This is a genomic window from Gemmata algarum (genome assembly GCF_034097035.1).
Taxonomy (GTDB): Bacteria; Planctomycetota; Planctomycetia; order Gemmatales; family Gemmataceae; genus Gemmata; species Gemmata algarum.
The window spans coordinates 1-26,488 of the sequence record NZ_JAXBLV010000193.1 but is presented as its reverse complement, the minus strand read 5'-3'; the positions used below and the strand labels follow the sequence as shown (position 1 = coordinate 26,488).

The 26,488-nt window shown below is 68.4% G+C and carries 26 protein-coding genes and 1 riboswitch; of the genes, 11 read left to right on the top strand and 15 right to left on the bottom strand.

Annotation, left to right across the window (positions count from 1 at the left end; all coding sequences use genetic code 11):
* Positions 1-375: 375 nt before the first annotated feature.
* The 3 genes from R5W23_RS20085 to R5W23_RS20075 form a co-directional block, all read right to left on the bottom strand.
* A complete protein-coding gene (locus tag R5W23_RS20085; RefSeq protein WP_320687822.1) occupies positions 376-1,692 on the bottom strand; it encodes an NAD(P)/FAD-dependent oxidoreductase in 1,317 nt (438 codons plus the stop codon).
* 18 nt (positions 1,693-1,710) lie between these two features.
* Positions 1,711-2,934: a glycosyltransferase family 87 protein gene (locus tag R5W23_RS20080; RefSeq protein ID WP_320687821.1), complete on the bottom strand. Its 1,224-nt coding sequence runs from the start codon at positions 2,932-2,934 to the stop codon at positions 1,711-1,713.
* Between the two features lie 592 nt (positions 2,935-3,526).
* The gene (locus tag R5W23_RS20075) at positions 3,527-4,735 is read right to left on the bottom strand and encodes an iron-containing alcohol dehydrogenase (RefSeq protein ID WP_320687820.1); all 1,209 of its coding nucleotides are present in this window, start codon (positions 4,733-4,735) and stop codon (positions 3,527-3,529) included.
* Positions 4,736-4,867: 132 nt separating this feature from the next.
* On the opposite strand from R5W23_RS20075, the gene mog reads away from it, so the two are divergent.
* The 3 genes from mog (at position 4,868) to R5W23_RS20060 (ending at position 7,859) form a co-directional block, all read left to right on the top strand.
* Entirely contained in the window at positions 4,868-5,392 is a 525-nt protein-coding gene (mog, locus tag R5W23_RS20070; RefSeq protein ID WP_320687819.1) for a molybdopterin adenylyltransferase, read from the top strand.
* 368 nt (positions 5,393-5,760) lie between these two features.
* A complete protein-coding gene (locus R5W23_RS20065; RefSeq protein WP_320687818.1) occupies positions 5,761-6,657 on the top strand; it encodes a prenyltransferase/squalene oxidase repeat-containing protein in 897 nt (298 codons plus the stop codon).
* A 101-nt stretch (positions 6,658-6,758) separates the two neighbouring features.
* Positions 6,759-7,859, top strand: coding sequence for a DSD1 family PLP-dependent enzyme (locus tag R5W23_RS20060; protein WP_320687817.1), 1,101 nt, complete (start codon positions 6,759-6,761; stop codon positions 7,857-7,859).
* Between the two features lie 15 nt (positions 7,860-7,874).
* On the opposite strand, the gene R5W23_RS20055 is transcribed toward R5W23_RS20060, so the two are convergent.
* The gene (locus R5W23_RS20055; RefSeq protein ID WP_261189053.1) at positions 7,875-8,267 is read right to left on the bottom strand and encodes a hypothetical protein; all 393 of its coding nucleotides are present in this window, start codon (positions 8,265-8,267) and stop codon (positions 7,875-7,877) included.
* 1,116 nt (positions 8,268-9,383) lie between these two features.
* Here R5W23_RS20055 and R5W23_RS20050 point away from each other — a divergent pair.
* Positions 9,384-10,604, top strand: coding sequence for a hypothetical protein (locus R5W23_RS20050; RefSeq protein WP_320687816.1), 1,221 nt, complete (start codon positions 9,384-9,386; stop codon positions 10,602-10,604).
* Positions 10,605-10,695: 91 nt separating this feature from the next.
* Here R5W23_RS20050 and moeB read toward each other — a convergent pair whose 3' ends face one another.
* From moeB to rpmF, 7 genes are all read right to left on the bottom strand, one after another.
* Positions 10,696-11,883, bottom strand: coding sequence for a molybdopterin-synthase adenylyltransferase MoeB (gene moeB / locus R5W23_RS20045; protein ID WP_320687815.1), 1,188 nt, complete (start codon positions 11,881-11,883; stop codon positions 10,696-10,698).
* Positions 11,884-12,052: 169 nt separating this feature from the next.
* Positions 12,053-13,345, bottom strand: coding sequence for a beta-ketoacyl-ACP synthase II (fabF, locus tag R5W23_RS20040; protein WP_320687814.1), 1,293 nt, complete (start codon positions 13,343-13,345; stop codon positions 12,053-12,055).
* Complete coding sequence (acpP, locus tag R5W23_RS20035) at positions 13,342-13,587, bottom strand: acyl carrier protein (RefSeq protein WP_029601117.1); 246 nt, start codon at positions 13,585-13,587, stop codon at positions 13,342-13,344. Before acpP ends, fabF begins: the two co-directional genes overlap by 4 nt.
* Positions 13,588-13,839: 252 nt before the next feature.
* Positions 13,840-14,748 carry an ACP S-malonyltransferase gene (gene fabD / locus R5W23_RS20030; protein WP_407936152.1) on the bottom strand — a complete coding sequence of 303 codons (909 nt, stop codon included), beginning with the start codon at positions 14,746-14,748 and terminating at the stop codon, positions 13,840-13,842.
* 215 nt (positions 14,749-14,963) lie between these two features.
* Positions 14,964-15,410, bottom strand: coding sequence for a hypothetical protein (locus R5W23_RS20025; RefSeq protein ID WP_320687812.1), 447 nt, complete (start codon positions 15,408-15,410; stop codon positions 14,964-14,966).
* Positions 15,411-15,458: 48 nt separating this feature from the next.
* A complete protein-coding gene (gene plsX, locus R5W23_RS20020; protein WP_320687811.1) occupies positions 15,459-16,466 on the bottom strand; it encodes a phosphate acyltransferase PlsX in 1,008 nt (335 codons plus the stop codon).
* Between the two features lie 3 nt (positions 16,467-16,469).
* Positions 16,470-16,667 (bottom strand): 50S ribosomal protein L32, encoded by a 198-nt coding sequence (rpmF, locus tag R5W23_RS20015; protein ID WP_029601116.1) that lies wholly within the window; start codon positions 16,665-16,667, stop codon positions 16,470-16,472.
* Between the two features lie 178 nt (positions 16,668-16,845).
* Between rpmF and R5W23_RS20010 the strand changes: the two genes are divergently transcribed.
* Both R5W23_RS20010 and R5W23_RS20005 read left to right on the top strand, forming a co-directional pair.
* Entirely contained in the window at positions 16,846-17,349 is a 504-nt protein-coding gene (locus R5W23_RS20010; protein WP_320687810.1) for an HIT family protein, read from the top strand.
* A gap of 17 nt (positions 17,350-17,366) precedes the next feature.
* Entirely contained in the window at positions 17,367-17,771 is a 405-nt protein-coding gene (locus R5W23_RS20005) for a hypothetical protein (protein WP_320687809.1), read from the top strand.
* 29 nt (positions 17,772-17,800) lie between these two features.
* On the opposite strand, the gene R5W23_RS20000 is transcribed toward R5W23_RS20005, so the two are convergent.
* The gene (locus tag R5W23_RS20000; RefSeq protein WP_320687808.1) at positions 17,801-18,421 is read right to left on the bottom strand and encodes a HEAT repeat domain-containing protein; all 621 of its coding nucleotides are present in this window, start codon (positions 18,419-18,421) and stop codon (positions 17,801-17,803) included.
* A gap of 148 nt (positions 18,422-18,569) precedes the next feature.
* The gene (locus R5W23_RS19995) at positions 18,570-20,714 is read right to left on the bottom strand and encodes a DUF1549 and DUF1553 domain-containing protein (protein ID WP_320687807.1); all 2,145 of its coding nucleotides are present in this window, start codon (positions 20,712-20,714) and stop codon (positions 18,570-18,572) included.
* A 124-nt stretch (positions 20,715-20,838) separates the two neighbouring features.
* Here R5W23_RS19995 and R5W23_RS19990 point away from each other — a divergent pair, with 124 nt between their 5' ends.
* From R5W23_RS19990 to R5W23_RS19970, 5 genes are all read left to right on the top strand, one after another.
* Positions 20,839-21,306 carry a RidA family protein gene (locus R5W23_RS19990; protein WP_320687806.1) on the top strand — a complete coding sequence of 156 codons (468 nt, stop codon included), beginning with the start codon at positions 20,839-20,841 and terminating at the stop codon, positions 21,304-21,306.
* Positions 21,307-21,372: 66 nt separating this feature from the next.
* A riboswitch (cobalamin riboswitch) is annotated at positions 21,373-21,577 on the top strand.
* 291 nt (positions 21,578-21,868) lie between these two features.
* Positions 21,869-22,660 carry a type II secretion system protein gene (locus R5W23_RS32520; protein WP_407936150.1) on the top strand — a complete coding sequence of 264 codons (792 nt, stop codon included), beginning with the start codon at positions 21,869-21,871 and terminating at the stop codon, positions 22,658-22,660.
* A gap of 80 nt (positions 22,661-22,740) precedes the next feature.
* On the top strand, positions 22,741-23,370 hold the full coding sequence (locus R5W23_RS19980) for an SGNH/GDSL hydrolase family protein (RefSeq protein WP_320687805.1): 630 nt from the start codon (positions 22,741-22,743) through the stop codon (positions 23,368-23,370).
* A 188-nt stretch (positions 23,371-23,558) separates the two neighbouring features.
* The gene (locus R5W23_RS19975) at positions 23,559-24,440 is read left to right on the top strand and encodes a DUF1559 domain-containing protein (protein ID WP_320687804.1); all 882 of its coding nucleotides are present in this window, start codon (positions 23,559-23,561) and stop codon (positions 24,438-24,440) included.
* 94 nt (positions 24,441-24,534) lie between these two features.
* Complete coding sequence (locus R5W23_RS19970; protein ID WP_320687803.1) at positions 24,535-24,999, top strand: transthyretin-like family protein; 465 nt, start codon at positions 24,535-24,537, stop codon at positions 24,997-24,999.
* A 140-nt stretch (positions 25,000-25,139) separates the two neighbouring features.
* On the opposite strand, the gene R5W23_RS19965 is transcribed toward R5W23_RS19970, so the two are convergent.
* Both R5W23_RS19965 and R5W23_RS19960 read right to left on the bottom strand, forming a co-directional pair.
* Positions 25,140-25,490, bottom strand: coding sequence for a GRAM domain-containing protein (locus R5W23_RS19965; RefSeq protein ID WP_261189069.1), 351 nt, complete (start codon positions 25,488-25,490; stop codon positions 25,140-25,142).
* Positions 25,491-25,738: 248 nt separating this feature from the next.
* Positions 25,739-26,167 (bottom strand): nuclear transport factor 2 family protein, encoded by a 429-nt coding sequence (locus tag R5W23_RS19960; RefSeq protein WP_320687802.1) that lies wholly within the window; start codon positions 26,165-26,167, stop codon positions 25,739-25,741.
* Positions 26,168-26,488 lie beyond the last annotated feature (321 nt).

Here is a 26,488-nt window from a genome sequence, read left to right as displayed (position 1 = left end):
ACTTCCCTGGGACCGCGGACGTCCCGTCCGCTGCTCCGAGAATGGTATCGTTCGGCGGACCCTCCGCATCACGAAACGACACGCCTACCAGCGGGTTCCGCTGGTAATTTAAGTTGGTTCGGCGTGGCCGGGCCGGGGCGCGACGGGGCGTTGTTTGCCTGGGACCGCAGACGTCCCGTCCGCTGCTTCAGGATAGTATCGCTCGGCGGAACTTCCGCATCACGTAACGACGCGCCCACCAGCGGACGGGACGTCCGCGGTCCTAGGGAAACAACGCCCGCATACGTCAGCGGGCGGATGACACGCCGCCGCTGCTTTCTCTGTGCCCCTTTGTGTTGATCTTCGTGCCTCTGTGGTGAGCCCTTCTTTCAGCCCTCACGCGCCGCGGGTGCCGGTGGGGCGCTCGCCGGTGATGAGCCGCGCCGTCCGGTTGCGGGTCACGTAGTTCCAGAACCACTGGAACAGCACCAGCATCCGGTTCTCGAAGCGGGCCAGGTACATGATGTGGATGAACAGCCACGCCAGCCACGCTAACAGGCCGCTGAACCGGAACCCCATGCTCTCCGCGACCGCCTGCCCGCGGCCGATCGTCGCCATCGTGCCCTTGTCGAAGTAGCGGAACGGCCCCTTCGGGGTTTCGCCCTTGAGGCGCCGCACGATCACCCCGGCGACGTACTCGCCCTGTTGCGTCGCCACGGGCGCCAGCCCCGGCAGCGGCTTGCCGTTGGTGCCGGGCAGGCTGGCCATGTCGCCGATCACGAAGATGTCGGGGCGGTTGCCCACCGTGCAGTCGGGGTTCACGGGCACGTGCCCGCCGCGCCCCACCGTGACCCCGCCGATCGCGTCCGCCAGCACTTGGCCCAGCGGGGACGCCTTCACCCCCGCGGCCCACACCACCGTTTCCGTGTCGATGCGGACTGGCGCCACGGCCTTGTCGTCCGGCTGCACGAGGACGTAGTGCGGCTCGATCGCGTTGACGTGCGCGTCCAGCATCACCTCGATGCCCATCCCGTGGAGCGCCTTGAGCGCCTTCGCGCTGAGCTTCTCGTGGAACGCGCCCAACACCTTCGGCTGCCCCTCGATGAGCACGACGCGGGCGGTCGCCGGGTCCACGCTGCGGAAGTCGGCCCGCAGCGTGTACTTGGCCAGCTCGCTGATCGCGCCGGCCATCTCCACCCCGGTCGGCCCGCCGCCCACCACTACGAACGTCAGTTGCCGGGCGCGCTCCTTCGGGTCGGTGGTGCGCTCGGCCCGCTCGAACGCGGACAGCACCCGGCGCCGGACCTCGGTCGCGTCCTCGACGGTCTTCAGCCCTGGGGCGCGCTCGGCCCAGTCGGCCTTGCCGAAGTAATGGTGCGTCGAGCCGGTCGCGACGATGAGCGTGTCGAACGGCACGCGGGTGCCGTCCTTCAGCAGCACCGCCTTCCCCGGGATGTCGAAGCCGGTCACCTCGCCGAGCAGCACGTGCGTGTTCTTCTGCCGCTTCAGGATCGACCGCAGCGGGGACGCGATGTTGGCCGGCGACAGCGCCCCGGTCGCCACCTGGTACAGCAGCGGCTGGAACAGGTGGAAGTTGCGGCGGTCGATCAGCGTCACCTCGGCCGGCGTCTTGTTCAGCGACTGGGCCGCGACCAGCCCCCCGAACCCGCCGCCGATGATCACCACCTTGTGCGCCGTCGTGCCGTCCGACATGTGCCGCCTCCGCGCGTGTCAATGAGGTGACATTCTACGAACGCGCCCCGGCCAGAAGGGGAGAAGGCACAGCGCCAGTGCCGTCGGAGCGACCCACCAGTACGCGTGCAGGGCGCCCGCGGTCGCGAACGTCACCGCCGTGATAACCGCCTGCCCCGCGACGAACACAACCGCCCCCGTGCGGTGCCCCGTGCGGACGAGGCGGGCCAGTGCCCACACCGCCGGCACCAGCAGCACCGGCAGGTCGAAGATCCACCCGCCGTAAGGGGTGGCGAGCACGGACACCGCGACCACGAGCGGCAACTCGTGCCCCCAATCCCACGCGGCCCCCCGCCGGAGCCGGCGCGCGAGGAGCGCGGCACACGCGACCGCGCAGGGTACGAACTGCACCCAGAAGCTCTCGCGCGCGAGCCACACGCGGAGCCAGTACGCCGGCACGGGGAGCGCGTACCCGGACAGCGGAACCGTTTCCGGCCGCGGGTTCCGGGCCGCCGTGACGAACTGCTCCAGAACGTCCGGGTTCGGCACCAGCGCCACCACCAGCGCCGCGGCCACGGCCCCGGTCCCGGCCGCCAGGGCGCGCCGGCCGCGGCGGGAGAGCGCGTCGGCGATGAGGAGCACGCCGAACGCCGCGAGCAGGTGCGGCTTCAGGGCGGTCAGCGCCGCGCACGCGCCGGCGGCGAGCGGCCGGTCGCGCCGCACGAAGTGCAGGAACCCGGCCAGCCCGAGCAGCAGGAACCCGGTGTTCTGCCCGTAGGTCACGACCCACCAGGTGCCCACGAACGGCAGCGCCGCAGCGAGCGCGCCCCACGTCGGCCGCCCGGGGGCGTACTCGCGCCACAACAGCGCGCTCGCCCCGACGACCGCGCCGAACTGCGCCACGCACCAGAGGAGCGCGGCCCACTTCGCCGGGACGGTTCCCAGCGGCATGTAAACCGCCAGCGCCGGCGGCGGGTTCCACATCATCAGCGCGCCGTCGCGGTGCGGCTCGACCGCCTGCTGCTCGGCCAGCACCAGGCGCGGGTCGTAGGGGTTCCCGCCGCGCAGGTTCACCCGCCCGGCCGCCCAGTATTCGATGAAGTCGCGCGGGGATAGCATCCCGGGCGTGGAGACGATGCGGTCGGCGACGGCCGCGACCGCCGCCCCGCCCACGAGGACCACGAGTAGCGTGCGGAGCTTCGGCGGCATGAGGGACCGGTTCCAGTACGCGATCCGGGTGCTCGTGCCTGCTTCTTGTGGCACAGACATTCCTGTCTGTGCGGTCTTCCGGCGCCGCACAGACAGGAATGTCTGTGCCACAAAGACAACAGCCAAAACAGACACCAACAACCGGACCATGAATCAGGTTGGTACACGCACTGCGGCGCGGTGGCCCTGTCCTGTTGGGCCGCGGCGCCCGACGTTAGGTTGCCCGCCCGGGGCGAGGGCAATGTGGCACCGAAGCGATGGATGGGCGAAGGCATTTTTGACAGGATCGACAGGATAAGCAGGATTTAAAATTGGTCTGTCTTCATCCTGTTTATCCTGTCGATCCTGTCAAAAATGCCTTCATACGCGAAGCCCGCATGGCCGAAACGAGGCCACGACCAGCCGCCCATCCCGCCACCAGTAGTTTCAAGTTCGGGCCGTACCGCGGTTCTGGCCTGGAGTGTGGTCCGCTCACTCCGTGAGCGGGCGTTCCGCGCCCCCGACTCGCCCCGCGGGCGTGCCGGCCCCTGCGTTGCGCGCAATGCGTATCCGAGACCCGGAGCGACCGCTCACGGAGTGAGCGGACCACACTCAGAACCACGGCACGGGTACTCCACACCAACTTGAAACTACTGGCCACCGTTTCTTAGAACGCGGCGCGGTAGATGCCGAGGATTTCGTCCTCGCTCTGGGGCATCCGCGGGTTCACGCGCATCAAGCGCTTGATGGCGAACGCTTTCGCCGCGAACCCGGGCAGCATCTCCTCTTTCACGCCGATGTCGCGCAGGCGCGTCGGGATGCCGGTGTCGGCGCGGAGCTGCTCGATTTCACGGAGCGCGGCTTCGGCGTACTCCATCGTCCCGTGTCCGCCCGCACGAACGCCGAGCCATTCACCGATCACAGCGGTTTGCTCGACGCGGTGGTGCAGGTTGAACCGCATGACGAACGGCAGCAGCAGCCCGTTGCCGGCGCCGTGCGAGACGTGAACCGCCCCGCCGACCGGGTACTCCATCGCGTGAACCAGCGCGACCCCGGCGTTCGAGAACGCCAGCCCGCCGAGCGTCGCGGCCAGCGCCATCCCGTCGCGGGCTTCGAGGTCGGAGCCGTCCCGCACCGCCCGCCGCAGGAACCGGCCGACGAGGGTGATCGCCTCGCGCGCCATCAGGTCGGCCATCGGGTTCTTGCCCTGGTAGACGGTCTTCTCGCCGCTCGGCAGCGGGAACTCGTCGTTGTGGACCGCGCAGAACCCCTCGATCGCGTGCGTGAGGGCGTCGATACCGGAGTCGGCCGTCACCTTCGGCGGGCAAGTGACCGTCAGCAGCGGGTCCACGATCGCGAACGCCGGCCGCAGGAACGGGCTGAGGCACGACACCTTGATGTGGTTCGCGGTGTCGGTGAACACCGCCGCCGCGGACACTTCGGAACCGGTCCCCGCCGTGGTGGGGACGCAGACGAGCGGCGTCACCGGCCCCGGGACGCGGCAGTCGCCGGCGTAATCGAGCGGGTCGCCGCCGTGCGCGAGGATCATGGACACGAGCTTCGCGGTGTCCATGTTGCTGCCGCCGCCCAGGCCGATGACGACATCAGGGGCGGCCGCCCGCGCCGCCGCGACACACTCGCGCACGAGTTCCACGCCGGGCTCGGGAGTGACTCGGTCGAAGCTCTCGAACGCCACGCCGAGGGCGGCGAGCGGTTCGGTGACCTGGGCCAGGATTCCCGCGCGCACCAGCACCGCGTCGGTGACGATGAAGGCGCGTTTCGCGCCCAACCGCTCGCAGGCGTCGCGGAGGTGGACCTGAACCGCGTTGCGGCCGAAGAACAGGGCGCCGGCGGAGGAGAAGGACCAGGTGCGCATGGTCGTGGTTCGGAACGCGGAATTGGGAATGCGGGATCAAGACGGGTGATGCCGCCACAATTTCGGGGTAGTATAAGCGGCGCGGGGTGGCTTTCATTCCGCATTCCGAATTCCGCGTTCCGAACCACGACGATGATCCGCATCGGCGTCCTCACCGTTTCCGACCGGGCCAGCCGCGGCGAGTACCCCGACAAGGGCGGCCCCGCGATCCTCGAATTCTTGAAGGACGTGCTCACCTGTGCATGGGAGCCGCACGCGCTCGTCATTCCCGACGAGCAGGAGCACATCGAGGCCACCCTGAAGGCCATGTGCGACGACGAGGGGTGCTGTTTCGTGGTCACCACCGGCGGTACCGGGCCGGCGCGGCGCGACGTGACCCCGGAAGCGACCGAGGCGGTGTGCGAAAAGATGCTGCCGGGGTTCGGCGAGCTGATGCGCGCGGTGTCGCTGAAGAGCGTGCCCACCGCCATCCTGTCGCGGCAGACGGCGGGCATCCGGGGCCGGTCGCTCATCGTGAACCTGCCCGGCAAGCCGTCGGCGATCCGCGAGTGCCTCCTCGCGGTCATGCCGGCGGTCCCGTACTGCGTCGATCTCATCGGCGGCCCGTACCTCACCACGAACGAGGCCGTGGTGAAGGCGTTCCGGCCCGGCCAGTGAGCGACTCAGGTGGGCTCATGTGGCTTCGCCTTGAGTGTGGCCCGCTCGCTCCGCGAGCGGTTGCTACGCGCCCCAGGGGCAGACGCGAGGCCACCCGCTGACGCAAGCGTCCGGTAGCCAGTTGAACCGCCTGCGTCAGCAAGCGGTTGGTGTTTGCAGCTAGCAAATGTTAAATAGTAACATGCTAGCCAGTGCAATTGCAGCCGCCTGCTGAATGATTTGCTGCCCGTAACACCCGCTCGCGGAGCGAGCGGGCCACACTGAAGACCTGAGCCGTGTATAGCTGGAGACGGGAAGCCGCACCGCAGTTGGCCGATTCGAGCCGATCGTACCAGCGCGTCCACTCCATCCCCAAAAGGAAACGTGACATGCGGTTGTCATTCGCGCTAGTGCTCCTGGTGCCGTCGCTCGCGGCGGCACAGATCACCGCGGAGCAGAAGAAGGAAACGGCCCGGTGGGTGCTGGCACTTGAGGTTCCGGGCGGCGGCTTCTCCGCGGCCCCGCAGGACCCGAGCGCGGGTGCGGCGCCGCGGCCCAGTTTGCGCGCGACCAGCAGCGCGGTCCGGGCGCTCAAGTACCTCGGCGCGGACGTTCCCAACACGGACAAGCACGCGGCGTTCGTGCTGACGTGCTACGACCCGAAGACCGGGGCGTTTGCGGAGCCGGGCGGAAAGCCCGATGTCACCATCACCAGCATCGGGGTGATGGCCGCGGTCGAGGTGGGCGTTCCGAAGGAAAAATTCGCGAAGGCGATGGACTACCTCAAGGGGCACGCCAAGACCTTCGAGGAGGTGCGCATCGCCGCCGCCGCGGTCGAAGCGTGGGGCGTAAAGGACTGCCCGTTCAAGCTGGACGACTGGTTCGCGGTGGGGATGAAGTACGGCGAAGGCACCGCGAGTTCGCCCCAGGACGGCGGGGCGCGCGATACCGGTTCGCTGGTCGCGCTGTTCCTGCGGCTCGGCCGCGACCTCCCGCCGAACAACGTGAAGTCGATCTTCGCTGACGGTCAGCGCGCTGACGGCGGGTGGGGGAAGCAGGGGGCGAAGGCGTCCGACATCGAGACGACCTACCGCGTGATGCGGGCGCTGATGCTGCTCAAGGAGCCGCCGAAGGACGTGAAGAAGCTCCGCGAGTTCATCGCGGCGCACCGCAACAAGGACGGCGGGTACGCCACGGCGCCCGGCGACAAGTCGAGCATCGGCGGGGTGTATTACAGCGTCGTCGTATCGAAGTGGCTCGACGGGATGGAAGGCGCGAAGAAGTAACGGGCTCACGACCGGGCGCCTCGCACGAGAAGCCCTGGTTCATTTCGGGCTGAACGTGCTTGGCGTTCAACGGACGAGCCCGGCTCATGGAAGGAAGCGGAATGACGCACCCCAGCCCGACCGAACCGGCCCCCGGTTCGGATGTCGCGGACCTCGACACCCCGCAGTTGCTCGTGGACCTGGACGTTGTGGACGGTAACGTTCGGCGTATGTTCGCTGCGGCCCGGGGCCAGGGCGTCCGGGTCCGCGTGCATTTCAAGAGCCTCAAATGTACCGGCCTCGCGCGGCACGTGGCGGCCGCCGGCCCGAACGGGTTCGCGGCGGCGAAGCTCAACGAGGCCGAGGCCCTGGCCGACGCGGGTGTCACGGACATCCTGTTGGCGAACCAGGTGGTCGGGCCGCACAAGCTGCGCCGGGCCGCGCGGCTCGCGCGCCGGGCCGATCTGATCGTGTGCGTGGACGACGCCGACAACGCCCGCGCCCTGAGCGCGGCGGCTGTCGCCGAGGGCACGCAGATCCGTGTGCTGGTCGAGGTGGACATCGGGATGGCGCGGTGCGGGGTGCCCCCCGGCGCGGCGACCGTCGAACTGGCCCGAACGGTGGCGGCGCTGCCCGGGCTGCGGTTCCACGGGCTCCAGGGGTACGACGGACACCTCCAGATGCTCCCGGATTACGAGAGCCGTCAGGCGCAGTCGCTGGCGGGCGCGGAGGCGCTGGCCGACACCCGGCGGCAGGTCGAGCGCGCCGGGCTCCCGGTCGCGCTGGTGACCGGGGGCGGGACGGGGACGTGGGAGTTCGTCGCGGCGGTGCCGGGCGTCACGGAGGTGCAGCCCGGGTCGTTCGTCATCATGGACGCGGCGTACCACAAGGTGCGCCCGGAATTCGGGTGCGCGCTGTCGGTCCGGGCGGCGGTGGTGAGCCGCCGCCCCGGGCAGTACGTGCTCGACGCGGGCAGCAAGGCGATCTCGCGCGACTTCGGCACGCCCGAGATCAAGGGGCGGCCCGGCGACCGCGTGCTCCGGCTGAACGAGGAGCACACGATCGTGGCGACCGACTGCGCCGGTCTGGCGGTGGGCGAGGCCGTCGAGGTGCTCCCGGCCCACTGCTGCGCGACGATGAACCTGCACCGCGCGTGTGCGGCCGTGCGGGGCGGGCGGGTCGAGGCGGTGTGGCCGATCGAGTGCAGCGGGCGGTACGACTGACCGCGGTGCGGCGGGTCAGCGGGGCTTCGCCGCGCCACCGCCGCGGGGGCCGTTGAGGAACGAGTTCACGCGCTGCTTGAGCTTGCGGTGCGCGGCGGTGCTGCCGTTGGCGAGCTGGAGCGCGTCGCGGACGTTCAGCCCGGGGTCCGGGAACGGCAGCTTGGCGAGCGCGTCGTCCACGGCCCCGGCCATCGCGTACTTGGTGTCGTCGCCGGCGGCCACCTCGATGCCCAGCCCGCGGAGCGCCTCGAGGTCGCGGTAGAACCCGCGGACATCGAGCTTGAGCCGGCGGAGCAGGGCCGCACGGGTCTGGGGGCCGGTGCCGAGCAGGGTGATGAGCCGGTACAGTCGCGCCGCCCGGGGCGAGGTGAGTGAGACCGCGGCGGCGCCCACCTTCTTCCTCCCCATCGAGTCGACTCCGTCCTGGTGCGGGGAGAGGCCGCGCGTCCGTGCGGGCCGCCCGTTCGTCGACGGGCGCCGAGCCCGTGGGCACCCATCCGGTGGGGCCGCAACGCACCGCGGGCCGCGCCGCGGCCGCAGTGATATGGGCATGATGGTAGGGACGGCCCGGCGGGAAAGCAAGCGGCTGGCGCGGACCCGCGCGAAGAACTGGGGCGGCGCTTGAGGTCGGCCCTCAATTACAGTGACATCGCGGTGTCACTGACCGCCCGCGGTCACACGCCGCGGCGCGGAACCCGTCGCGCGCGTCGGCGCGGGCCGCACGGATCCACGCCCTCGGCTTCCGACGCGGCAAGCCTCCCCGGCCGTTCCCACGCTCCCCCGCACCCGGCGACGCTTCGACGCCGACCGACGGGAGCACGTCCTCTCGTGCGGGATCGCCGGCCGCGTCGATCCGGCCGCCGTCACACACATCTCCCTCGACGGTAGCGTGCGGTCAAAGCGGTGCGTTGCCCGGAGGCGATCGGGCGGCTTCAGGTGACCCCGGCAATAGCCAAGGGACTGATCGAAGTTGCGTAGCGCGAATCAAGGACAGGCCCTGCCGTTCCGACTTCACACCGCATGATCCGCGGCTGTGACGGATAACGACTTACGGCACTTTCGGACTTCAACAGAGAACGCAGGGTGAAACAAGGAACGCCCCTGGGATCGTCCCGTGAGCGGCGGGTCGGGTTCTCATTTTCATTAAAGGTCATCTTGTTCGTGTTGCACGCCGGCGCGGTTCTGGGTCTACTCACCGCCGAACGCGGGCACCCGGTGCGCCGAGCGGCGAAGCGGGCGCAACCTGAGAAGGTGCGGGCGCCCGCCAGCAAGGCGGGGCGGCGCAGGGGCCGAGCCGGTTGAGTCGTGCCGGCGCCGGAGTGCGGGCCGCTGGTATGCGCCGGGAGTGAGGGTGGCGGAGCCGAACCGCCGACCTCAAGCGGGCGAGAGGCCCGCGCCCCGGCGCCGGCCCCAACACCGATGCGCACCGACCGGATCGGGTATGAGCCGATCCGGCACGCGGAACCGAAGCGAATTGTTACTCGGTTTCCGCTCTGCAATCCGAGGTCCGCAAGAGGAGGAACCATGTCACGGATGATCTTCGGTGTGGCGCTAGGGTTCGGTTTGGTCGCCGCGAGCGGGTGCGGGTCGAGCCCGGTGCCCACGCAACCGGCCGCCGCGCCCCAGGAGGCCGAGCCGAAGAAAAGCCAGGAGCCGGCCCCGGCGTCGCAGGTTGAACCGCCGAAAGTCGAGGCACCGAAGACGGCCCCCCCGCCTTCAGGGGCGGCCCAGGTGGTGTGGGAACTCGACCCCGCGAAACACGCGGTTCCGAACGCGCCGGTGCGCGGGCGCGTCGCGGGCGCCGACGTGACGCCCGGGGTGCTCGTCACCGCGGAGGAGGTCATCTTCCGCACCCCCGCGGACACGATGCAACCGCTCGAGCGGTCGGTGACGCTCCGGCTCGCGCCGCGGGTTCCGGGCCAGCCCACGCCGTCGCCGATCACGGGGCGGAGCTGGAAGGTGGACCCGAAGGACGCCGGGCCGGAGGTGTGGGTGGAGGTGAAGGGGCAGCCCATCCTCTCGCAGCCGAACGGCTACGCCCTGACGCTCGACCTCGGGACACGCAAGAACGGCAAGGTGACCGGCAAGGTGTACGTGTCCCTGCCGGACAAGGACCAGACGGTGCTGGCCGGCACGTTCGACGCGGAGTACTTCCGGCTCGCAGAAGAGCCCCCGGGCGCCGACGACGCCCCGTTCATCGCCGGCGAGGTCACGGTGACGGGGGCCGCGCCGGGCACACCGGTGCGGTGCGCGTGCGCCGCGTTCCTGCCGAACAACAGCTCGGTGTTCTTCCCGGAGTCGCAGGCGGAATTCAAGGGCGCGCCGGTGAAGTTCGAGCACACCCGGATCGAGCCCGGGCGGTACCTGATCGCCGCGGCGACCGCGGGCGGCCCGGTGGTGTGGAAGTGGCTCAACGTGCCCGCCAACGGGATGCTGAACGAGCGCCTCACGCTCGACGTCACCAAAACCGGCGGGCTGGAAGTGACCGCCGCCGACGCGAAGGGGACGGTGATGCTGGCGCCGGCCGACGACGCGGGCACCGAGCCGCTGATCCCCGAACTGTTCAAGGGCTTCGCCGTGATGACGGCCCGCGCGAACGTCGACATCGTGGCGGGCAAAGCGCTGGTGAAGAACCTCGGGCCGGGGCGCTACGAAGTGCGCCTCGGCGACGAGCGCCGGATCGTGGAAGTCATCGCGGGCAAGACCGTCGAAGTGAACATGGCGCCGCCCCCGCCGAAGAAATGAGCCGGCCCCACGGCTGTTAGCCGGCACGTGTCGCGCCGCCGGCTTCAGCCGGCGGTGGCGTCCCGGCTTGTAACCACTCCGCCCACCGCAATCAGTACCGCGGCATCCCCGGATCGACCTTGTCGGCCCAGCCCAGGATGCCGCCGGTCAAGTTCACGAGCTTCGTGTAGCCCTGCGCCTTCAAGAAGTCGATCGCCTTCTGGCTCCGCATCCCGCTCTTGCAGTGGACGATCACCTCGCGGTCCTGCGGCACCTCGGCCAGCCGCGCCGGCAGTTCCGGGAGCGGGACCAGCACCGTCCCGGGGATGCGGCAGATCTGGAACTCGTTCGGGTTCCGCACGTCGAGGACGAACAGGTTCTCGCCCGCGTCGATCCGCTTCTTGAGCTGCTCCGGTGTGATGTCGCTGCCGCCGAACGCGGGCTGTGCGGCGGTGGCCCCGCCCCGCACGCCGCAGAACTCTTCGTAATCGATCAGCCCCTTGATTGTGGGGTGCGGGGCGCCGACGGCCCACTTGGGGTCGCGCCGGATCTTGTACGTTTTGAACGTCATGTTGAGGGCGTCGTAGTGCAGCAGCCGGCCGACGAGCGGTTCGCCGATGCCCAGGATCAGCTTGATGGTTTCCGTCGCCTGGATGCAGCCGATCACGCCCGGCAGAATTCCCAGCACGCCGCCCTCGGCGCAACTCGGCACCTCGCCCGGGGGCGGCGGTTCGGGGTACAGGCACCGGTAACACGGCCCCACGCGCGGGTCGAACACCGTCGCCTGCCCGTCGAACCGGAAGATGCTCCCGTACACGTTCGGCTTGTTGAGCAGCACGCAGGCGTCGTTCACCAGGTAGCGGGTCGGGAAGTTGTCGGTCCCGTCCACCACGATGTCGTAGTGCTTCACGATGTCGAGCGCGTTCTTCGACGTGAACTGCGATTCCCAAAGGTCGAGTTGCACCTCCGGGTTCACGTCCCGCAGCCGGTCGGCGGCGGACTGGCACTTCGAGCGCCCCACGTCCGCGGTGCCGTGGATGATTTGCCGCTGGAGGTTCGAGGTGTCCACCACGTCGAAATCGACCAGCCCGAGCGTGCCGACCCCGGCCGCAGCTAGGTACAGCGCCAGCGGCGAGCCGAGCCCGCCGGTGCCGATGACGAGTACCTTCGCGGCCTTAAGCTTCCGCTGCCCGTCCAACCCGACCTCGGGCATGATCACGTGGCGCGAGTACCGGGCGAACTCGGGCTGCGTGAGGGACATGTCGGCCCAGCGGCCGTTGAGTAGGTCGGGAAGCGGCATTTGAACGTCTCCGAAAGGAGTAATTAAAAGCAGATTGGCCACAAAAAAGCACAAAGGGCACAAAAGGAAACCAAGGCAGAAGAAGTGATTTGAACTCACTCTTGTGTCTTGGTTTCCTTTTGTGCCCTTTGTGCTTTTTTGTGGCCAATCTGTCTTCGCGGCCCACCCACTAGATCGCGCCGAACGCGAGCGAGCAGTTGTGGCCGCCGAACCCGAAGCTGTTCGACAGCACCTTGCGCACACGGGCCTCGCGGGCCGTGTTGGGGATGTAGTCCAGGTCGCACCCCGCCTCAACGTCCTGATTCTTCAGGTTGATCGTCGGGTGCAGCACGCCGTGCTTGATGCTCAACGCGCAGGCGACCGCTTCCACGCCGCCGCTGGCGCCGAGCAGGTGGCCGATCATGCTCTTGGTGCTCGACACCATGAGCTTCTTGGCGTGCTCGCCGAACACGAGCTTCACGGCCTTCGTTTCGGCCACGTCCCCCAGGCCGGTGCTGGTGCCGTGCGCGTTGATGTAATCGACGTCGGCCAGGTTCCAGCCGGCGTCCTTCACCGCCTCCCGCATCGCCTCCGCGGCGCCGATGCCGTCTTCGTGCGGGGCGGTGATGTGGAACGCGTCCGCGGTGTTGCCCGAGCCGCACACCTCGGCGTAGATCGTGGCGTTACGGGCCTTCGCCCGCTCGTACTCTTCGAGGACGAGGATGCCGGCGCCTTCGCTCAGCACGAAACCGTCGCGGTCCTTGTCCCAGGGCCGGCTCGCGGCCTTCGGGTCGTCGTTCCGCTGGGACAGGGCGCGGCACGCGATGAACCCGCCCAGCCCGAGCGGCGTCACCGCCGCCTCGCTGCCGCCGGAGACCATCACGTCGGCGAGCCCGTTGCGGATCGCCGTCACCGAGTCCGCGATGGCGTGCGCCGCGGACGAGCAGGCGGTCGAAACGGTCGTGTTCGGGCCGCGCAGCCCGAACCGGATGGAAATGTTGCCGCTGGCCGAGTTCGCGATCATCTTCGCGATGAGGAACGGCCCGAGCCGGTCGGGGCCGCGCTCCATGAGCGTGCGGTGCCCGTCCTCCCACTCGGCCATGCCGCCGATCCCGCTGCCGAGGATGCACCCGCAGCGGAACGGGTTCTCTTTGGCGAAGTCGAGCCCGCTCTCCTTCACCGCCTCGTGCGCGGCGACCACCGCGAACTGGGTGAACCGGTCGAGCCGGCGCGCCGAGCGGGTGTCGATGACGGGTTCGGGGGTGAAGCCCTTCACCTCGCCGGCGAACGTCACTTTGAACGGCACGTCCGTGCCGCTCACCAGCTTGAACGCGGCGGTGTCGAAGAGGGTGATCGGCGCGATGCCGCTCTGCCCGGCGAGAAGGCCCCGCCAGTAGTCCGGCACGTTCAGCGCGAGGGGGTTCACCGTGCCCAGCCCGGTAACCACCACCCGACGGCGGGTCGCGGGAAAGGAAGAAGTCACTGTGGCTTGTTCTTGATTGCGGTGTCGATGTAGTCCACGGCTTCGCCGACGGTCTTGATCTTCTCGGCCTGGTCGTCGGGGATCTGGATGTCGAACTCTTCTTCCAGCTCCATGACGAACTCGACGATGTCGAGCGAGTCCGCGCCGATCTCTTCGATGAAGGTGGTGTTGCGGGTGATCTTTTCTTTGTCGTAGGCGAAGTGCTCGCTCACGATGTCGATGACTCGTTGCTCAACGGACACGGTTCGTTCCTCCGGGCGGTGGTGGAGCCACCGCGACACCCACAGCCCGGCCGACTCCGACCGGCCCGCAGCAGCATCTCGCTTGTTGTATTGCGCCGGCGCGGCTCACGCGCCACGGGTCAGCGTTTCCCGGGCGCCAGCACTGCGACCTGCGATCGAAACTCTACTGAGGCGGCCCCCAAAAGAAAAGGCCGCCCCCGGCTTCGGGTCAGCTAAAGGCGGGGCCGGGGCGACCGGCCGCCGCCTCCGTTCTCACACTTCGACGTTTCGGATATCGGCTTTCCGGTGCAGTCGCTTGAGCAGACCGGCGAGGACGCGGCTCGGCCCGATCTCGTAGAACCGCTCCACGCCTTCCGCCAGGAGCCCGCGCATCGTCTCCTCCCAGCGCACCGGGGCCAGCACCTGCTTGACCAGGAGCCCGCGGATCTCGTCCGGGTCCGTGTGCGGCCGGGCGTCGACGTTCGACCAGACCGGCACCTGGGGCGCCCCCAGGTTGGCGCCCGCGAGCGCCGCGGCGAGTTTCTCGTCCGCGGGCCTCATGAGGTGCGTGTGGAACGCGCCCGCGACGGCCAACCGGACGGTGCGGATGCCGCCCTTCTGGACGCACAACTGCTCGAAGCGGTCGAGGGCGGCCCGCGCGCCGGAGACCACCGTGTTGCCCGGGCACAGCAGGTTCGCGACCTCGAGCGTGTCGGTCCCGCGGACCTCGGCCACGAGCGCCTCGACCTCCGGCACCTCCATCCCCAGCACGGAAATCATGCCGGACGGGGTGGCGACGGCGGCGTCCTGCATCGCATGCCCGCGGGCCTGCACGAGCCGCACGCCGTCCTCGAACGAGAGGGCGCCGGAGAAGGCCAGGGCGGTGTACTCGCCCAGGCTCAGGCCCGCGGTCGCGTGCACCTCGCCGAACGCGCCGGGCTCGGTCGCGCGGAGCTGCTCCAGGGCCGCCAGACTCGCCACGAAGATCGCCGGCTGGCTCACGTCGGTCGCGTTGAGCTTCTCGGCCGGGCCGCCGACGCACACGTCGAGCAGGTCGTACCCGAGGATCTCGGACGCGCGGCGGAACAGGTCGCCGGCCGCCGGGAGGGACTGGCACAGCGCGCCGGCCATGCCGACCTTTTGCGCGCCTTGACCGGGAAACAGAAAGGCCGTGCGTGGCATAGAAATCGACGGTAAGGTTTGGGCCGCGGGCGCCGTACCAGCCGCGGCAGGAGGCCCGCCCGCACTCGCGGCGGACCCGGGCGGTGGCCCGGCGGGGGTGAGCCCGACCGGCGGCGGAACCGGGCGCCCGACGGTCAGTTCGTTTTCGCCCTCGACGACCCCGCCGAGGACGTGCGTCACCAGCCCGGGCGGCGGAACGACCCGCTTCCTGTGGCTCATGCGGCCCTCGCGATTTGGATGTAATCGGCGGCGAGCACGCGCCACCCGGAGTTCGCTTCCCACGGCCGGCGAACTCGCCGCGTCACCCGCACCGCGTACGTGCCCTCTCCGGGCACGAGGACGTTGATCAGTTTGAACCCGCGATCGAGCACCACCGGTCCGGTCACGTCATGAACCGCCACATCGAACAACCGCCGGTAGACGAGTTCCCGATCTGTGCCGTCCGGCCAGAGGTATGAAACGGTGACCCGCACGCGCCCGGAAACACCGTCGGTTCCGAAGAACCGCACGAACAACTCGAGCTTGGCGAGCGTGCGCGGAAACTCGGTGTCGGCCGGCACGGTGTGGAAGTAGTCGATGCCGAGCAGATCCGAGGTCGGGTTCGGGCCGTACTGCCGCGTGGTCATGTTCACCACGCAGTGTTGGACTCGCAACCGGCCCATCACCGCTCCGGCATTCAGTGTACCACAACCGCGCTCCGCCCCGAGATCTCACTCGTCGCCCTTGGGCAGCGCGGCGAGTTCGGCGACGATCTTCTCGTTCAGCTTCACCCGGACGTTGAGCGCCGCGACGCCCAGGGCGCTCGCGATGGCCTTGTCCTTGGACGAGCCGTGGCAGATGATGCACACGCCCTCGACCCCCAGCAGCGGGGCGCCGCCGACCGCGCTGTAGTGGTACTTCGCCAGCAGCGCCTTCAGCGCCATTGCCGCCTGGTCGCGCTCGGCGGACAGCGTGCCGATGACCTCGTGGCTGATGAGCCCGACGACGAACTCCAGCACGCCCTCGCTGAGCTTCAGCACGACGTTGCCGGTGAACCCGTCGGTCACCACCACATCGACCGCGCCGCGGTGGATGTCGCGGCCCTCGATGTTCCCGACGAACCGCTGGCTCAGCGGGCTGTTGCGGAACAGCTCGTAGGTCTTCTGGACGAGTTCGTGGCCTTTGCCCTCTTCCTCGCCCACGTTCATCAGGCCGAGGGAAGGGGTCCCGATGCCCAGCACGTGCTGCGCGAAGACGCTCCCCATCGCCCCGTATTGGAGCAGGTGGCGCGGCTTCGGGAACACGTTGGCGCCGACGTCCATGATGACGCAGCGGCCCTTGGCCGTCGGCATCACGGTGGCGATCCCAGGCTTGTGGACCCCGGGCAGGAACCGGCGCGACAGCACCCCGCCGGCGACGACCGCCCCGGTGTTGCCGGCCGACACCAGCCCGTCCACGTTGCCTTCGGCGAGGAGCTTCCAGGCGCGGAACACGCTGGCGTCCGGCTTGCGGCGCAGCGCCTCCGCGGGCTTCTCCTTCATCTCGACCACTTGCGCGGCGTGAACGACCTCGAACCGGCCCGCCGGCAATGGGGAGGCCGCGAGCAGCGGGTCGAGCTGCCCTTGGTCGCCCACCAGAACGACGGTGAGGTCGGGGTTCGAGGCGAGCGCCAGAGCGGCGCCGCCCACGTTCGGGGCCGGGCCGTGATCGCCGCCCATCGCGTCGAGGGCGATCCGCATGGTTTACTTCCCTTGCTTGTCGTCTTCTTCCACGGGCAGGGCGTCGCGGCCCTGATAGAACCCGCAGTTCGAGCACACGCGGTGCGGCATCACCGGCTCGTTGCACCGGGCGCAGTATTGAATTTGGACGGGCACAACGGCGTGGTGACTGCGCCGCGTGCCTTTACGGGAGCGGGAGGTCCGCCTCTTGGGTACTGCCATGACGCTATCTCGCGGTCGTAGTCTGGTTCCTAATCAAGAACGGCTATGTTAGGACCGCGTACAACGACAGTCCAGCGTAACACGCAAGAAACGCACCGCCCGAACGGCTCCGTAGGATGAGGTTAGTGCCGCCGCCTCACACGGGACAGGTGGCGCGCGGGTTCTCGCGGGGGAGCGCATGGATCACTTGTGGGCGCCGTGGCGGCTGTCGTACATCACCGGACCCAAACAGGCTCCCGACGGCGGCCCCGCGTGCTTCCTCTGCCGCGCCGCGACCGGGACCGGTGCCGACGACCGGGCGAACCTGGTCGTTCACCGCACGGAACGGTCCGTCGTGGTGCTGAACCGGTTCCCGTACAACAACGGGCACCTGCTCGTCTGCCCGCTGGCGCACAAGGGCCGGTTCGACGAACTCACCCCCGAAGAGTTGCTCGACTTACAGCTCGTGATGCGCCGGTTCATGGGCATCATCGAGAAGCGGATGAACGCCGACGGGTTTAACGTCGGGTTGAACCTGGGGCGCCCCGCCGGGGCGGGCGTGCCGGGGCACCTGCACTGGCACGTCGTCCCGCGGTGGAACGGCGACCAGAACTTCATGGCCGTGACGGGCGACACGCGCGTCATTTCGCAATCGCTGGACGCACTGTACGATCTCCTCGCGGAAGAGCTGGCGAAGGTGTGAGTTGCGCCGGGGGTAGCATGGAAATCGTACCGCACGTCCGCATCGGAAGGGTGCGCCTGGGGATGTCGCAGGAGGAAGCCGAGTGGCTTCGCGAGTCGGGAATGCAAACCGATTGCCGGGGCGCTCCGCCGGTGGTGGCGTTCATCCAGGTGAGCAGGCGGGTGTGCGCAACGTACCGCGACGTTGACGTGTTCGAGGACCCGGCCACGGAGGTCGTTGCCGAAATCGTGCGGCTCGAAGGGTTGAACCCGGCCGACTACCCGCCGGGCCGGCACCAATACCTGTTCCCGGCGCTCAACTTCGCACTCTGGCGGGGCTACGTGAACGACGACAACCCGGACGATCACCAAGGCTACCACTTCCAGGCCGCAAGCATTCACGCTCCCGGGTACGACACGGAAAGCGGCGCTCAATCCGCGTAAACGAACTCGTTCAGGTTTCGCAGCGCGCATCAATCGTGTGCCGCGCCCGGCCGGTGCGACTGGCTTTGGATCAAGGCCGCCCGCACGTCCTCGTCCCGCTCCGAAGCCAGCGCCGCCTCGATCGCGGGTTGCGCCCAGCCGGCGTGCTCGGGGTAGCGGCCGAGCGCGGTCGCGACGACTTGTCGAACTTCTTCGTCGGGGTCGTTGAGGTACGGCAGCAGGTGCCGCAGCCCGACCGATGCGGCTCGGCGAACGTTGCCGACCTCGGCCGCTTCCCGCTCCAACTCACGTTCCAGGGTCTTGCCCTGCTTGCTCAGAATGTCGCGCCAGACCGGCTCATCGACCGGGCCGGCGGCGTGGACCTCCAGATAGCCGGCACCGGTCGCAACGCAGGCCAAGAGGAGAGCGATCGCGGATTTGTCTTGGACCTCGGGCGCGGTCAACAGCTCGTACAGGAACGGGACGGCAGCGGCTGACGCCGGGTACACGGTGCCCTGGTGCCAAATGTTACCGAGCAGTTCGTCGGACGCCTCTTCGCGCTCCTGCGGGTCGGGCGACGCGAGCGCGCGGAGCAACTCCGGTACGTCGGTCGCTTCTCCGTAGGCGTGCGTCAGCGACGACCAGCCCACGGCGTCAAGGCCGTCCAACATCAAGAGCCCTCACGGCGAACGATCAACGGTTGTGTCGAAACACAACCGGCCGGTTTGGCAGGGCGTGTCGATGGCAGTAAGTGTCTGGCATGGGATCGATCGTGGGCGCCGCCGGTTGTTGTTGCGCTCGTGCCAAACTTGGGGCCGCTCAATCCACGTAAACGAACTCGTTCAGGTTCAGCAGCGCGTGGCACAGGTCGGCGCGGGCTTCTTCGTCGCTCCCCTTGTGCCGGGCGAGGTAGCCCGCCATCGCCGCTTGCTCTTCGCTCGTCGGGGGGCGGTTCACCGCGACCAGAAACGCCCGGCCCACGAACTTCTCGCGGTCCGCGCCCGCCTCTTTCGTCACGCGGGCGGCCAGTTGCTTCCCGAACCCGATCACCAGCGCGTCGTTCAGCATCGCCAGCGATTGCGGGGCGGTCGTGGTCACGAACCGGCGCGCACAGGTTTCGTTACGGTCGGGCGCGTCGAACAGCGTGAACAGCGGGTAGCGCAGGTTCCGCTTCACAAAGACGTACACGCTCCGGCGGTTGCGCTCCGACGCATCTGCGGTCGGCGTCCACCGCCCGGCGGAGGACTTCTGCAACTCGGCGGGCAACTCCGGGAACACCCCGGGGCCGCCGGCCTTCAGATTCAACTGGCCCGACACCGCCAGCATCGCGTCCCGCAGCGCCTCCCCGTCGAGCCGGCGCCGCGGGTACTGCCACAGGAGCTTGTTGTCGGGGTCGGCCGTCGCGCCCGCTTCTTCTCCCCTGGCCCCCTGGCGGAACGCCGCCGACAGCACCATCAGTTTGTGAACGTGCTTCAGTGACCAGTTCTTCGCAACCAGTTCGTCCGCGAGCCAGTTCAGCAACTCGGGGTGCGTCGGGCGGTCGCCGGTCACGCCGAAGTCGCTCGACGTGCGCACGATCCCGTACCCGAACCGCTGCTGCCATAGGCGGTTCACGATCACCCGCGCGGTGAGCGGGTTCTCGCGCGACGCGACCCAGCCGGCGAGCGCGGCGCGGCGCCCGACGGAGCCGTTCGTCGGCTGGGGGTCGGCGTCGCGGTCGTCGATGGTGGCGATGAACCCCGGGTCCAGCTTCGCGCCGGGCTTCTGCCAGTTCCCGCGCTTGTAGAGGTTCGTCGGGGGAGGCGTCGGGAGGTCCGTCATCGCCATTGCCCGCGGCGGTTCCGGGGGCTTCTCGTTCGCCCACTGTGCGAGCTGCGCCTTGAGCGCGGCCACCCGCTCTTTCTCGGCGGGCTTGAGGCTCTTGGACACGTCCCCGCGGACGTTGACCTGCTTGTCGATCAGTTGCCCGAGCTGCTTCTGAATGGGGGTGCGGCTCTCGAACGGGATGTCGAGCAGGCTCGCGTACTCGTCGGGGAACCGGGTCCGCTGCTTCGCGCTCGCCTTCTGTTGGTATGGACCCTCGATCGCCTCGATCGCGGCCCGGATCTCGGCCGTTTTCGCCTCCCACGCGGCGAGCTTCTTCTGGTACTCGGCCCGCGCGCCGGGTGTCAGCAGCACCGCCTCGGTCGGCCACATGCCGGCGAAGAACGCCTGGAGCCGGAAGTAGTCCTTCTGCGTGATGGGGTCGTACTTGTGGTCGTGGCAGCGGGCGCAGCCCGACGTGAGCGCGAGGAACGTGCCCGAGGTCGTGTCGGTGATGTCGGTCAGGACCTCGTAGCGGCGCTGCTCCAGGTTGACCGCGTTGTACTCCTCCGGGTAGTGCCGCAGGAACCCCGTGGCGACGAGGGCGTCCGGGTCGTCGGGGTACAACTCGTCCCCGGCGAGCTGCTCCTTCACGAAGCGGTCGAAGGGTTTGTCGGCGTTGAAGCTCTTGATGACGTAGTCGCGGTACCGCCACGCGTTCGGGCGCGGCGCGTCGGCGTTGAAGCCGTCGGTTTCCGCGAACCGAACCACGTCGAGCCAGAACAGCGCTTGGCGCTCGCCGTACTGCGGCGAGGCCATCAGCCGATCGACTAGCTTTTCGTAGGCGTCGGGGGAGTGGTCGCGCGCGAACGCTTCGACCTCTTCCGGGGCCGGCGGCAGGCCGATGAGGTCGAAGTACGCGCGGCGGATCAGCACGCGGCGGTCCGCTTCCGGCGCGAACGTCAGCTTGTGTTCGGCGAGTTTCGCGAGCAGGAACCGATCGATATCGTTCCGGGCCGCCGTCTTCTGTGCGGGGGCGTCCGGCACCGCCGGCCGCTTGAACGGCTTGTACGCCCACTCCGCGCCGGGCTCGGCGGCGGGGACGGGCGCGGCGACGATTAGCAGAAGAGCAGCGGCGGAAAAACGGGGCAGCGACCGCATTTCCGATCCCTCGGGTGGGCACGAGTACCTGCCCACGATCTTACTTCAGTGCCGCGCGAGAAGAAATCGGAAACTGGCGACGTACAACAGCCCGGCACGATCACACCCGATCCTGAGGTCCTCAATGGGCGAACGCGAACAGAAGCTCGAAGCCGCCGGGTTCCCACTTGACCGCGGCCCGAAGGAGGGCGCGGTCATCGACCTGCTCTCGGTACTCGGCGATACGGTCTACGCGTCGGGCCAGGTGCCCTACGACGCCGGGGTGCTGACCAGCAAGGGCAAGGTGCCGTCGCAGGTGTCGGTGGAGGAGGCGACCCGGGCCGCGGCACTGTGCGCGGCCAACATTCTCCGCGCCGTCGTGCTCAAACTCGGCTCGCTGGACCGCATCGAGCGGGTGGTGCGCGTCACCGGCTACGTGAACGCCGACCCCGACTTCACCGACTGTCACCTGGTCATCAACGGCGCCACCAACTTGCTGAAGGAGGTGTTCGGGCCGGAGGCCGGGCGGCACGCCCGCACCGCCCTCGGGATGGGTCAGTTGCCGCTCGGCACGAGCGTCGAAGTGGAGGCGATTTTCCAACTCCGAAAGTGACCCACGACCGCCGGGCGCCGGGCGCATTCGGCCCCCACGCGTTGACGGTGGAACGGGGGGCGATATCTTGGAGAACGCTGGACGGGTTCCGTGCCGCCCCCATCGGGCGGCGCGGACGAAGAGGGAAGCCGGTGCGATTCCGGCGCAGGGCCGCTGCTGTGTTCGGCCAGAGCTTCGCGCAACTTGAGCCACTGCGGGTGACCGCGGGAAGGCCGCGCGAGGCTCGCTAAGAGCCGTTAGCCAGAAGACCTGCCCGTCAGCGATTCCACTGTTCGAGGCCCCGGACCGGGCCGGCGGACGGGCGACTGCTTCTTCGTGCTGCGCGCGCAGCCGGCTGGCCCGTTTTTGCGCTCCCGGTCCGCCCGAACCGCTCTCGCCCGACCCGGCGAGAAGGAGCTGACCTGTGCGCCGTTCGCGTCCGTTTTCTTTACGTTCCACTCGTCTTTCTTTAAGTCTCCCTCGTCTTTCTTTACATCCCACTCCTCTCACCCCCCTCGGGGGGCTCACGCCCCCCGCTCGCCGGCACCAACCGGCCGCGTTCACGCTCATTGAGCTGTTGGTCGTGATCGCGATCATCGCCATTCTCATCGGGCTGCTGCTACCGGCCGTCCAGAAGGTGCGCGAAGCGGCGGCGCGAACCAAGGGCCAGAACAACATGCGGCAGCTCACCCTCGCCGCGATGAACTTCGAGTCCGCCCACGGTACGCTCCCCCACGCCTACGAGCTTCAGACCGCCGACTACCTTCAGGCCAAGTACCTGTTCGGGTACGCGACCTCGGCCCCGCCCAGCTACGCGGTCGTCTCGGTGGACCCGACCCAGGGGATTCTCAGCCCGTACTACGAGGGCAACAACACCATCAACGTGTCCCCGAAGTTCGACGCGCTGCGGTCGAGCATCGCCCCCGTGTTCCTCGGTTCAACGGGGGGGTACGCCTACAACCGGAACCTGATCTCGAACCCGGCCAGCCCGCAGTCGTACACCGTCAAAGTGCCGGTGAAGGGGCGGACCATTTCCACCATCCCCGCCACCTCGCAGACGTACATGTTCGCGGAGGTGCTGCTGCTCAACTCGAGCGGGAGCCTGACGGAACAGGGGTCGTGCATGTTCGGCTCGCCGCTCATCACGAACCAGGCGACGAGCGCCTACGGCGCGGCGTTCTCGCCGTTCTGGTGGAACGGCCAGTCGATGGTGTCGTTCGTGGACGGGCACGTGGAGCTGCGCGGCCCGATGACGCCGGAGCCGTCGGTAGCGCCCTTCTCCCAAACCACCTGGGACACGGCGAAGACCACCTTCAAGTCCATTCAACTCGGCTTCCTGCCACACGCGGCGGACGGGCGCTACACCACGGACTGAACCCGCCGGCAGGCGCCCCTGTCGTTGGAAGGAGCCGCGCCGCGTGCGCGGCTCTTTTTATTCCCAATGGGGCTGCCGCGATGAGCCACGTCGTTCTGCTGGGCGATTCGATCTTCGACAACGCCCTCTATGTTCCAGACCGGTCGCCGGTGATCGAGCAGGTGCGCCGCGTGCTGCCCGCAGGTTGGAAGGGCACGCTGGTCGCCGTGGACGGGGCCACCGTTGAGAGCATCGCGTTGCAACTGCCGCGTGTGCCCGCCGACGCCAGCCATCTGGTGCTGAGCATCGGCGGGAACGACGCGCTCCTGGCCGCGGGGCTCCTGCGCGAGCCGGCCGTGACCGTGGGCGACGCGCTCGCCACCCTCGCGGAGGCGCTGGCCGAGTTCCGCACCGCCTATCAGCGGATGTTGCAGAGCGTCCTCGCGCTCAAGAAGCCGACGGCCGTTTGCACCATCTACGACGCGATTCCTGTGATCGGCGCCGCGGAGCGGGCCGCGCTGGCGGGGTTCAACGACACCATCGCGCGGGCCGCCGTCGGGGCGGGGCTGCCGCTCGTCGATTTGCGGGTGGTCTGCGACCACGCCGGCGACTACGCGCCGGTGTCGCCCATCGAGCCGTCGGTGGTGGGCGGGGCGAAGATTGCGGACGCCATTTGTCGAATGATTGCGGGACACGACTTCGGCGTGGCGCGAACGGTGGTGTGGGTGTGACCGACCGGAGCAAGCGGTACGTTCTGCGCGGGTTACACACGGGCGTGAATCGCGCAGAGCACACGGGCGGGCCTGTCTCGGGAGAGCCACTCTTTCGGTTTATTGTTCTAGATTCGATCTGGTGTGCTTCACACCAAACAGCCGGACCAACCGGCGCACACTATCACGTCTTGTTTTGAAGGTTTCGTATGTTCTCTCCCGTTTCGCGCTCGCGGCGTGCGTTCACGCTGATCGAGCTGTTGGTCGTCATCGCCATCATCGCCATCCTGATCGGGCTGCTGTTACCGGCCGTGCAGAAGGTGCGCGAGGCCGCGTCCCGCATGAAGTGCCAGAACAACCTCAAACAAATGGGGCTGGCGTTCCACAACTACAACGACACGTTCAACAAGCTCCCCACCGGGTGGGTCACGACGACCGCGACCAAGCCGAGCCCGGGGTGGGCCTGGGGCGTGCTGATCCTGCCGATGCTCGAGCAGGACAACATGTACAAGTCGCTGGCCCCGGACCTCGTCACCCCCGGCGCGCCGGCGGTCAACTCGCTCACCCAGAGCAAGCTGGCGGTCTTCCGCTGCTCCTCCGATCCGGCCAGTGACGACACCCACCCGGGGTACCAGTCCTACGCCCGCTCCAACTACGCGGTGAACCGCGAGGTGACCGGGCCGGACGCCAACAACAACCCCACCAACCTGACGATCCAGACCATCAGCGACGGGTCCAGCAACACCATCCTGGTGGGCGAGCGGGACTCGGTCATCACCAGCGGGGCCATCTGGCCCGCCCGGTCCAGTGTGTCGTCGGCGAGTTTCGAGGGGCGCCCGGGGCGCGGGCTGAACATCAAGCACTCGAACGTGAGCAGCCCCGGCTCCGACTGCGCCCGGCTCGGGTTCACCAGCCAGCACTCCGGCGGGGTCAACTTCCTGCTGGGCGACGGGTCCGTGCGGTTCATCCGCCAGAGCATCGACGCGGACCAGTCGGCGGACCAGTGCGCGTACCCGGCGGCCACCGGCAACTACACGTTCCAGAACCTGATCCACCCGACCGACGGGTACCCGATCAGCGGCAACTTCTGACGCCCCCGCGGGCACGCACTCGGAGCCGCGGGGGACCGCGGCCCTCCCACAACTCCCCGGCGCCCGGCGCGGCGCCGGCACACCGAGGACGACCATGCGCAAATTCAGGTACACGATCCGGGCCGCCGGTTTATTCCTGTTCCTCGCCGCGCTCGCCGGGTGCGGCGGCGGCGGTGCGTCCGTCGAGGGGACGGTGACGTTCAACGGCGAACCGGTCGAGGAGGGCGGCATCAACTTCGTGCCGGCGGACGGAAAGGGCACCAAGATGGGTGCCGAGATCAAGAACGGGAAGTACGCCGTACCGTCCGACCGCGGCGCGCAACCGGGCAACTACAAGGTCGAGGTCTACTGGAACAAGAAGACCGGTCGGACGTTGACGGACACCGCCGACACCGGCGCCAAAACGAGCGAGACCAAGCAGGTGATCCCGGAGCAGTTCAACACCAAGACGACCCTGACCGCCGACCTCAAGGGCGGGAGCAACGCCGCAGTCAACTTCGACCTGAAAGGGACCGCGGCGAGCGGCAAGGGTAAAGGTGCCAAGGCGGTCGGGGACTGATCGGCTCTGGTTCTTGAGTGTGGCCCGCTCGCTCCGCGAGCGGTGCTTCGCGCATCAAATTGACCATATCCAATGCGTCCTGATGGTGTTGCAACCGCTCGCGGAGCGAGCGGGCCACACTCAAGAACCAAGGAACGCTGTCAGCGGTCGTCCTCGTCTTCACGTTTCCGCCGTGCTTTGCGGATGGCGCGGAGCCACTCGTCGCGCCCGAACAGCACGAACCGATACGTCTTGCCCTTCACGGTGTCGACCGCCAGCGAGTTGGGAAATATCGGGATCAGGCCGAGAAACTTCGTCCAGCACTTCCGGGCGCCGGCGATGTCACGCAGCGGAATGGCTGTGGTTCCGGATTGCACGTTGAACGCGTGGGCCTCGAAGATGAGCCGGTGGGTGGTCAGATACAGCCACCCGCCGGCGGCCTCGATCCCGCGCTGAAGGTTTGCGGCCGAGTCCCACAGAACGTCCTCTTCGTCTCGCAGTCGGGTTTTCATTGCGGCCCTGTGGCGGGTGGCGCCGGCTTCGTTACCGGCCTGGCTGTTGCTTTTTGTGGTACAGGGATTCCGATCTGTGCGCGCAAAAAGGCCGCACAGACCGGAATGTCTGTGCCACAAATCAGATGCGATCGTCATTTCCTGGTGCGATCGGTGCGAGGTGGTGGCTCGCGGAGATTGCCCCCGCCTGCTGACGCAGGTGGGTAACGCGCGCACAACTGACGAACGGGAAGCGGCCGGATTCGCCATCACGCCGGATCGGGCGTCGCGGCGGCGAACGCCTTCGCGGTGTCGTACAGTTCGAAGTAATCGACCGCGAGGCCGTCGCGGAACCGCCACCGGTTCGCGACGTGCGTTTCCGCGGTTTTACCCGTCTTGAGGTTGCGGAACGCGCACACCCCGAACACTGCCACCCGGTCCCCGAAGGCGATGATGTCGTGTACGGTGTAGTGGACCATCTCCCATTCCGCGCTGAGGGCGGAGAAATACCCGCGGGCGGCGTCCTTCCCGGCCCGGGCGGCCGAGAACGTCATGCCCGGGGCGCCGTCCGCCACGGAGCGCATCTGGATGTCGTCGGCCAGGAGCGCGACCCACGTGTCGACACTGCGGCCGCGCGAGTCGTGCCACTGCTGGTACGCGTTCCGCAACTTCGCGACGACCTCATCACTCGCGCTCACGGTACGTCTCCTGGTTGCCTGTAGGCGAATACCTGTTGTTGGGGGCCGACCGATTACGCAGCCGCAGTTGCACCGCACTGCGTTGATGTGCCGGAAGCGCGAGCGACGGCAACCGTTGCCCTTCGCATGTGCTTCGAGCTTGTCCCGATACCGAACTGCGGCCGCGTGTTCAGCGGTCTGGTGCGGGCGCCGACAATATGTGAACTCATGCCCGCAGCTTATACCGTGCGTTTATGAGGTACAAGCGAAAACGCGGACGGCCGCTCGTCGAGTGACTCGACGAAACTTGGGTACACGTTCGCCTACGCGGACGAGCGAGCC

Excerpts from the sequence above, each read along its gene's own strand:
- R5W23_RS20010 (WP_320687810.1), top strand. The coding sequence starts at position 16,846 with ATGGATCACTTGTGGGCGCCGTGGCGGCTGTCGTACATCACCGGACCC.
- R5W23_RS19965 (WP_261189069.1), bottom strand. The coding sequence starts at position 25,490 with ATGAAAACCCGACTGCGAGACGAAGAGGACGTTCTGTGGGACTCGGCC.
- fabD (WP_407936152.1), bottom strand. The coding sequence starts at position 14,748 with ATGCCACGCACGGCCTTTCTGTTTCCCGGTCAAGGCGCGCAAAAGGTC.
- R5W23_RS19975 (WP_320687804.1), top strand. The coding sequence starts at position 23,559 with ATGTTCTCTCCCGTTTCGCGCTCGCGGCGTGCGTTCACGCTGATCGAG.
- R5W23_RS20065 (WP_320687818.1), top strand. The coding sequence starts at position 5,761 with ATGCGGTTGTCATTCGCGCTAGTGCTCCTGGTGCCGTCGCTCGCGGCG.
- plsX (WP_320687811.1), bottom strand. The coding sequence starts at position 16,466 with ATGCGGATCGCCCTCGACGCGATGGGCGGCGATCACGGCCCGGCCCCG.
- R5W23_RS19990 (WP_320687806.1), top strand. The coding sequence starts at position 20,839 with ATGGGCGAACGCGAACAGAAGCTCGAAGCCGCCGGGTTCCCACTTGAC.
- R5W23_RS19980 (WP_320687805.1), top strand. The coding sequence starts at position 22,741 with ATGAGCCACGTCGTTCTGCTGGGCGATTCGATCTTCGACAACGCCCTC.
- R5W23_RS20085 (WP_320687822.1), bottom strand. The coding sequence starts at position 1,692 with ATGTCGGACGGCACGACGGCGCACAAGGTGGTGATCATCGGCGGCGGG.
- R5W23_RS20055 (WP_261189053.1), bottom strand. The coding sequence starts at position 8,267 with ATGGGGAGGAAGAAGGTGGGCGCCGCCGCGGTCTCACTCACCTCGCCC.
- R5W23_RS20025 (WP_320687812.1), bottom strand. The coding sequence starts at position 15,410 with ATGGGCCGGTTGCGAGTCCAACACTGCGTGGTGAACATGACCACGCGG.
- R5W23_RS19995 (WP_320687807.1), bottom strand. The coding sequence starts at position 20,714 with ATGCGGTCGCTGCCCCGTTTTTCCGCCGCTGCTCTTCTGCTAATCGTC.
- mog (WP_320687819.1), top strand. The coding sequence starts at position 4,868 with ATGATCCGCATCGGCGTCCTCACCGTTTCCGACCGGGCCAGCCGCGGC.
- R5W23_RS20060 (WP_320687817.1), top strand. The coding sequence starts at position 6,759 with ATGACGCACCCCAGCCCGACCGAACCGGCCCCCGGTTCGGATGTCGCG.
- R5W23_RS20005 (WP_320687809.1), top strand. The coding sequence starts at position 17,367 with ATGGAAATCGTACCGCACGTCCGCATCGGAAGGGTGCGCCTGGGGATG.
- R5W23_RS20050 (WP_320687816.1), top strand. The coding sequence starts at position 9,384 with ATGTCACGGATGATCTTCGGTGTGGCGCTAGGGTTCGGTTTGGTCGCC.
- R5W23_RS19970 (WP_320687803.1), top strand. The coding sequence starts at position 24,535 with ATGCGCAAATTCAGGTACACGATCCGGGCCGCCGGTTTATTCCTGTTC.
- R5W23_RS20000 (WP_320687808.1), bottom strand. The coding sequence starts at position 18,421 with ATGTTGGACGGCCTTGACGCCGTGGGCTGGTCGTCGCTGACGCACGCC.
- R5W23_RS20075 (WP_320687820.1), bottom strand. The coding sequence starts at position 4,735 with ATGCGCACCTGGTCCTTCTCCTCCGCCGGCGCCCTGTTCTTCGGCCGC.
- moeB (WP_320687815.1), bottom strand. The coding sequence starts at position 11,883 with ATGCCGCTTCCCGACCTACTCAACGGCCGCTGGGCCGACATGTCCCTC.
- rpmF (WP_029601116.1), bottom strand. The coding sequence starts at position 16,667 with ATGGCAGTACCCAAGAGGCGGACCTCCCGCTCCCGTAAAGGCACGCGG.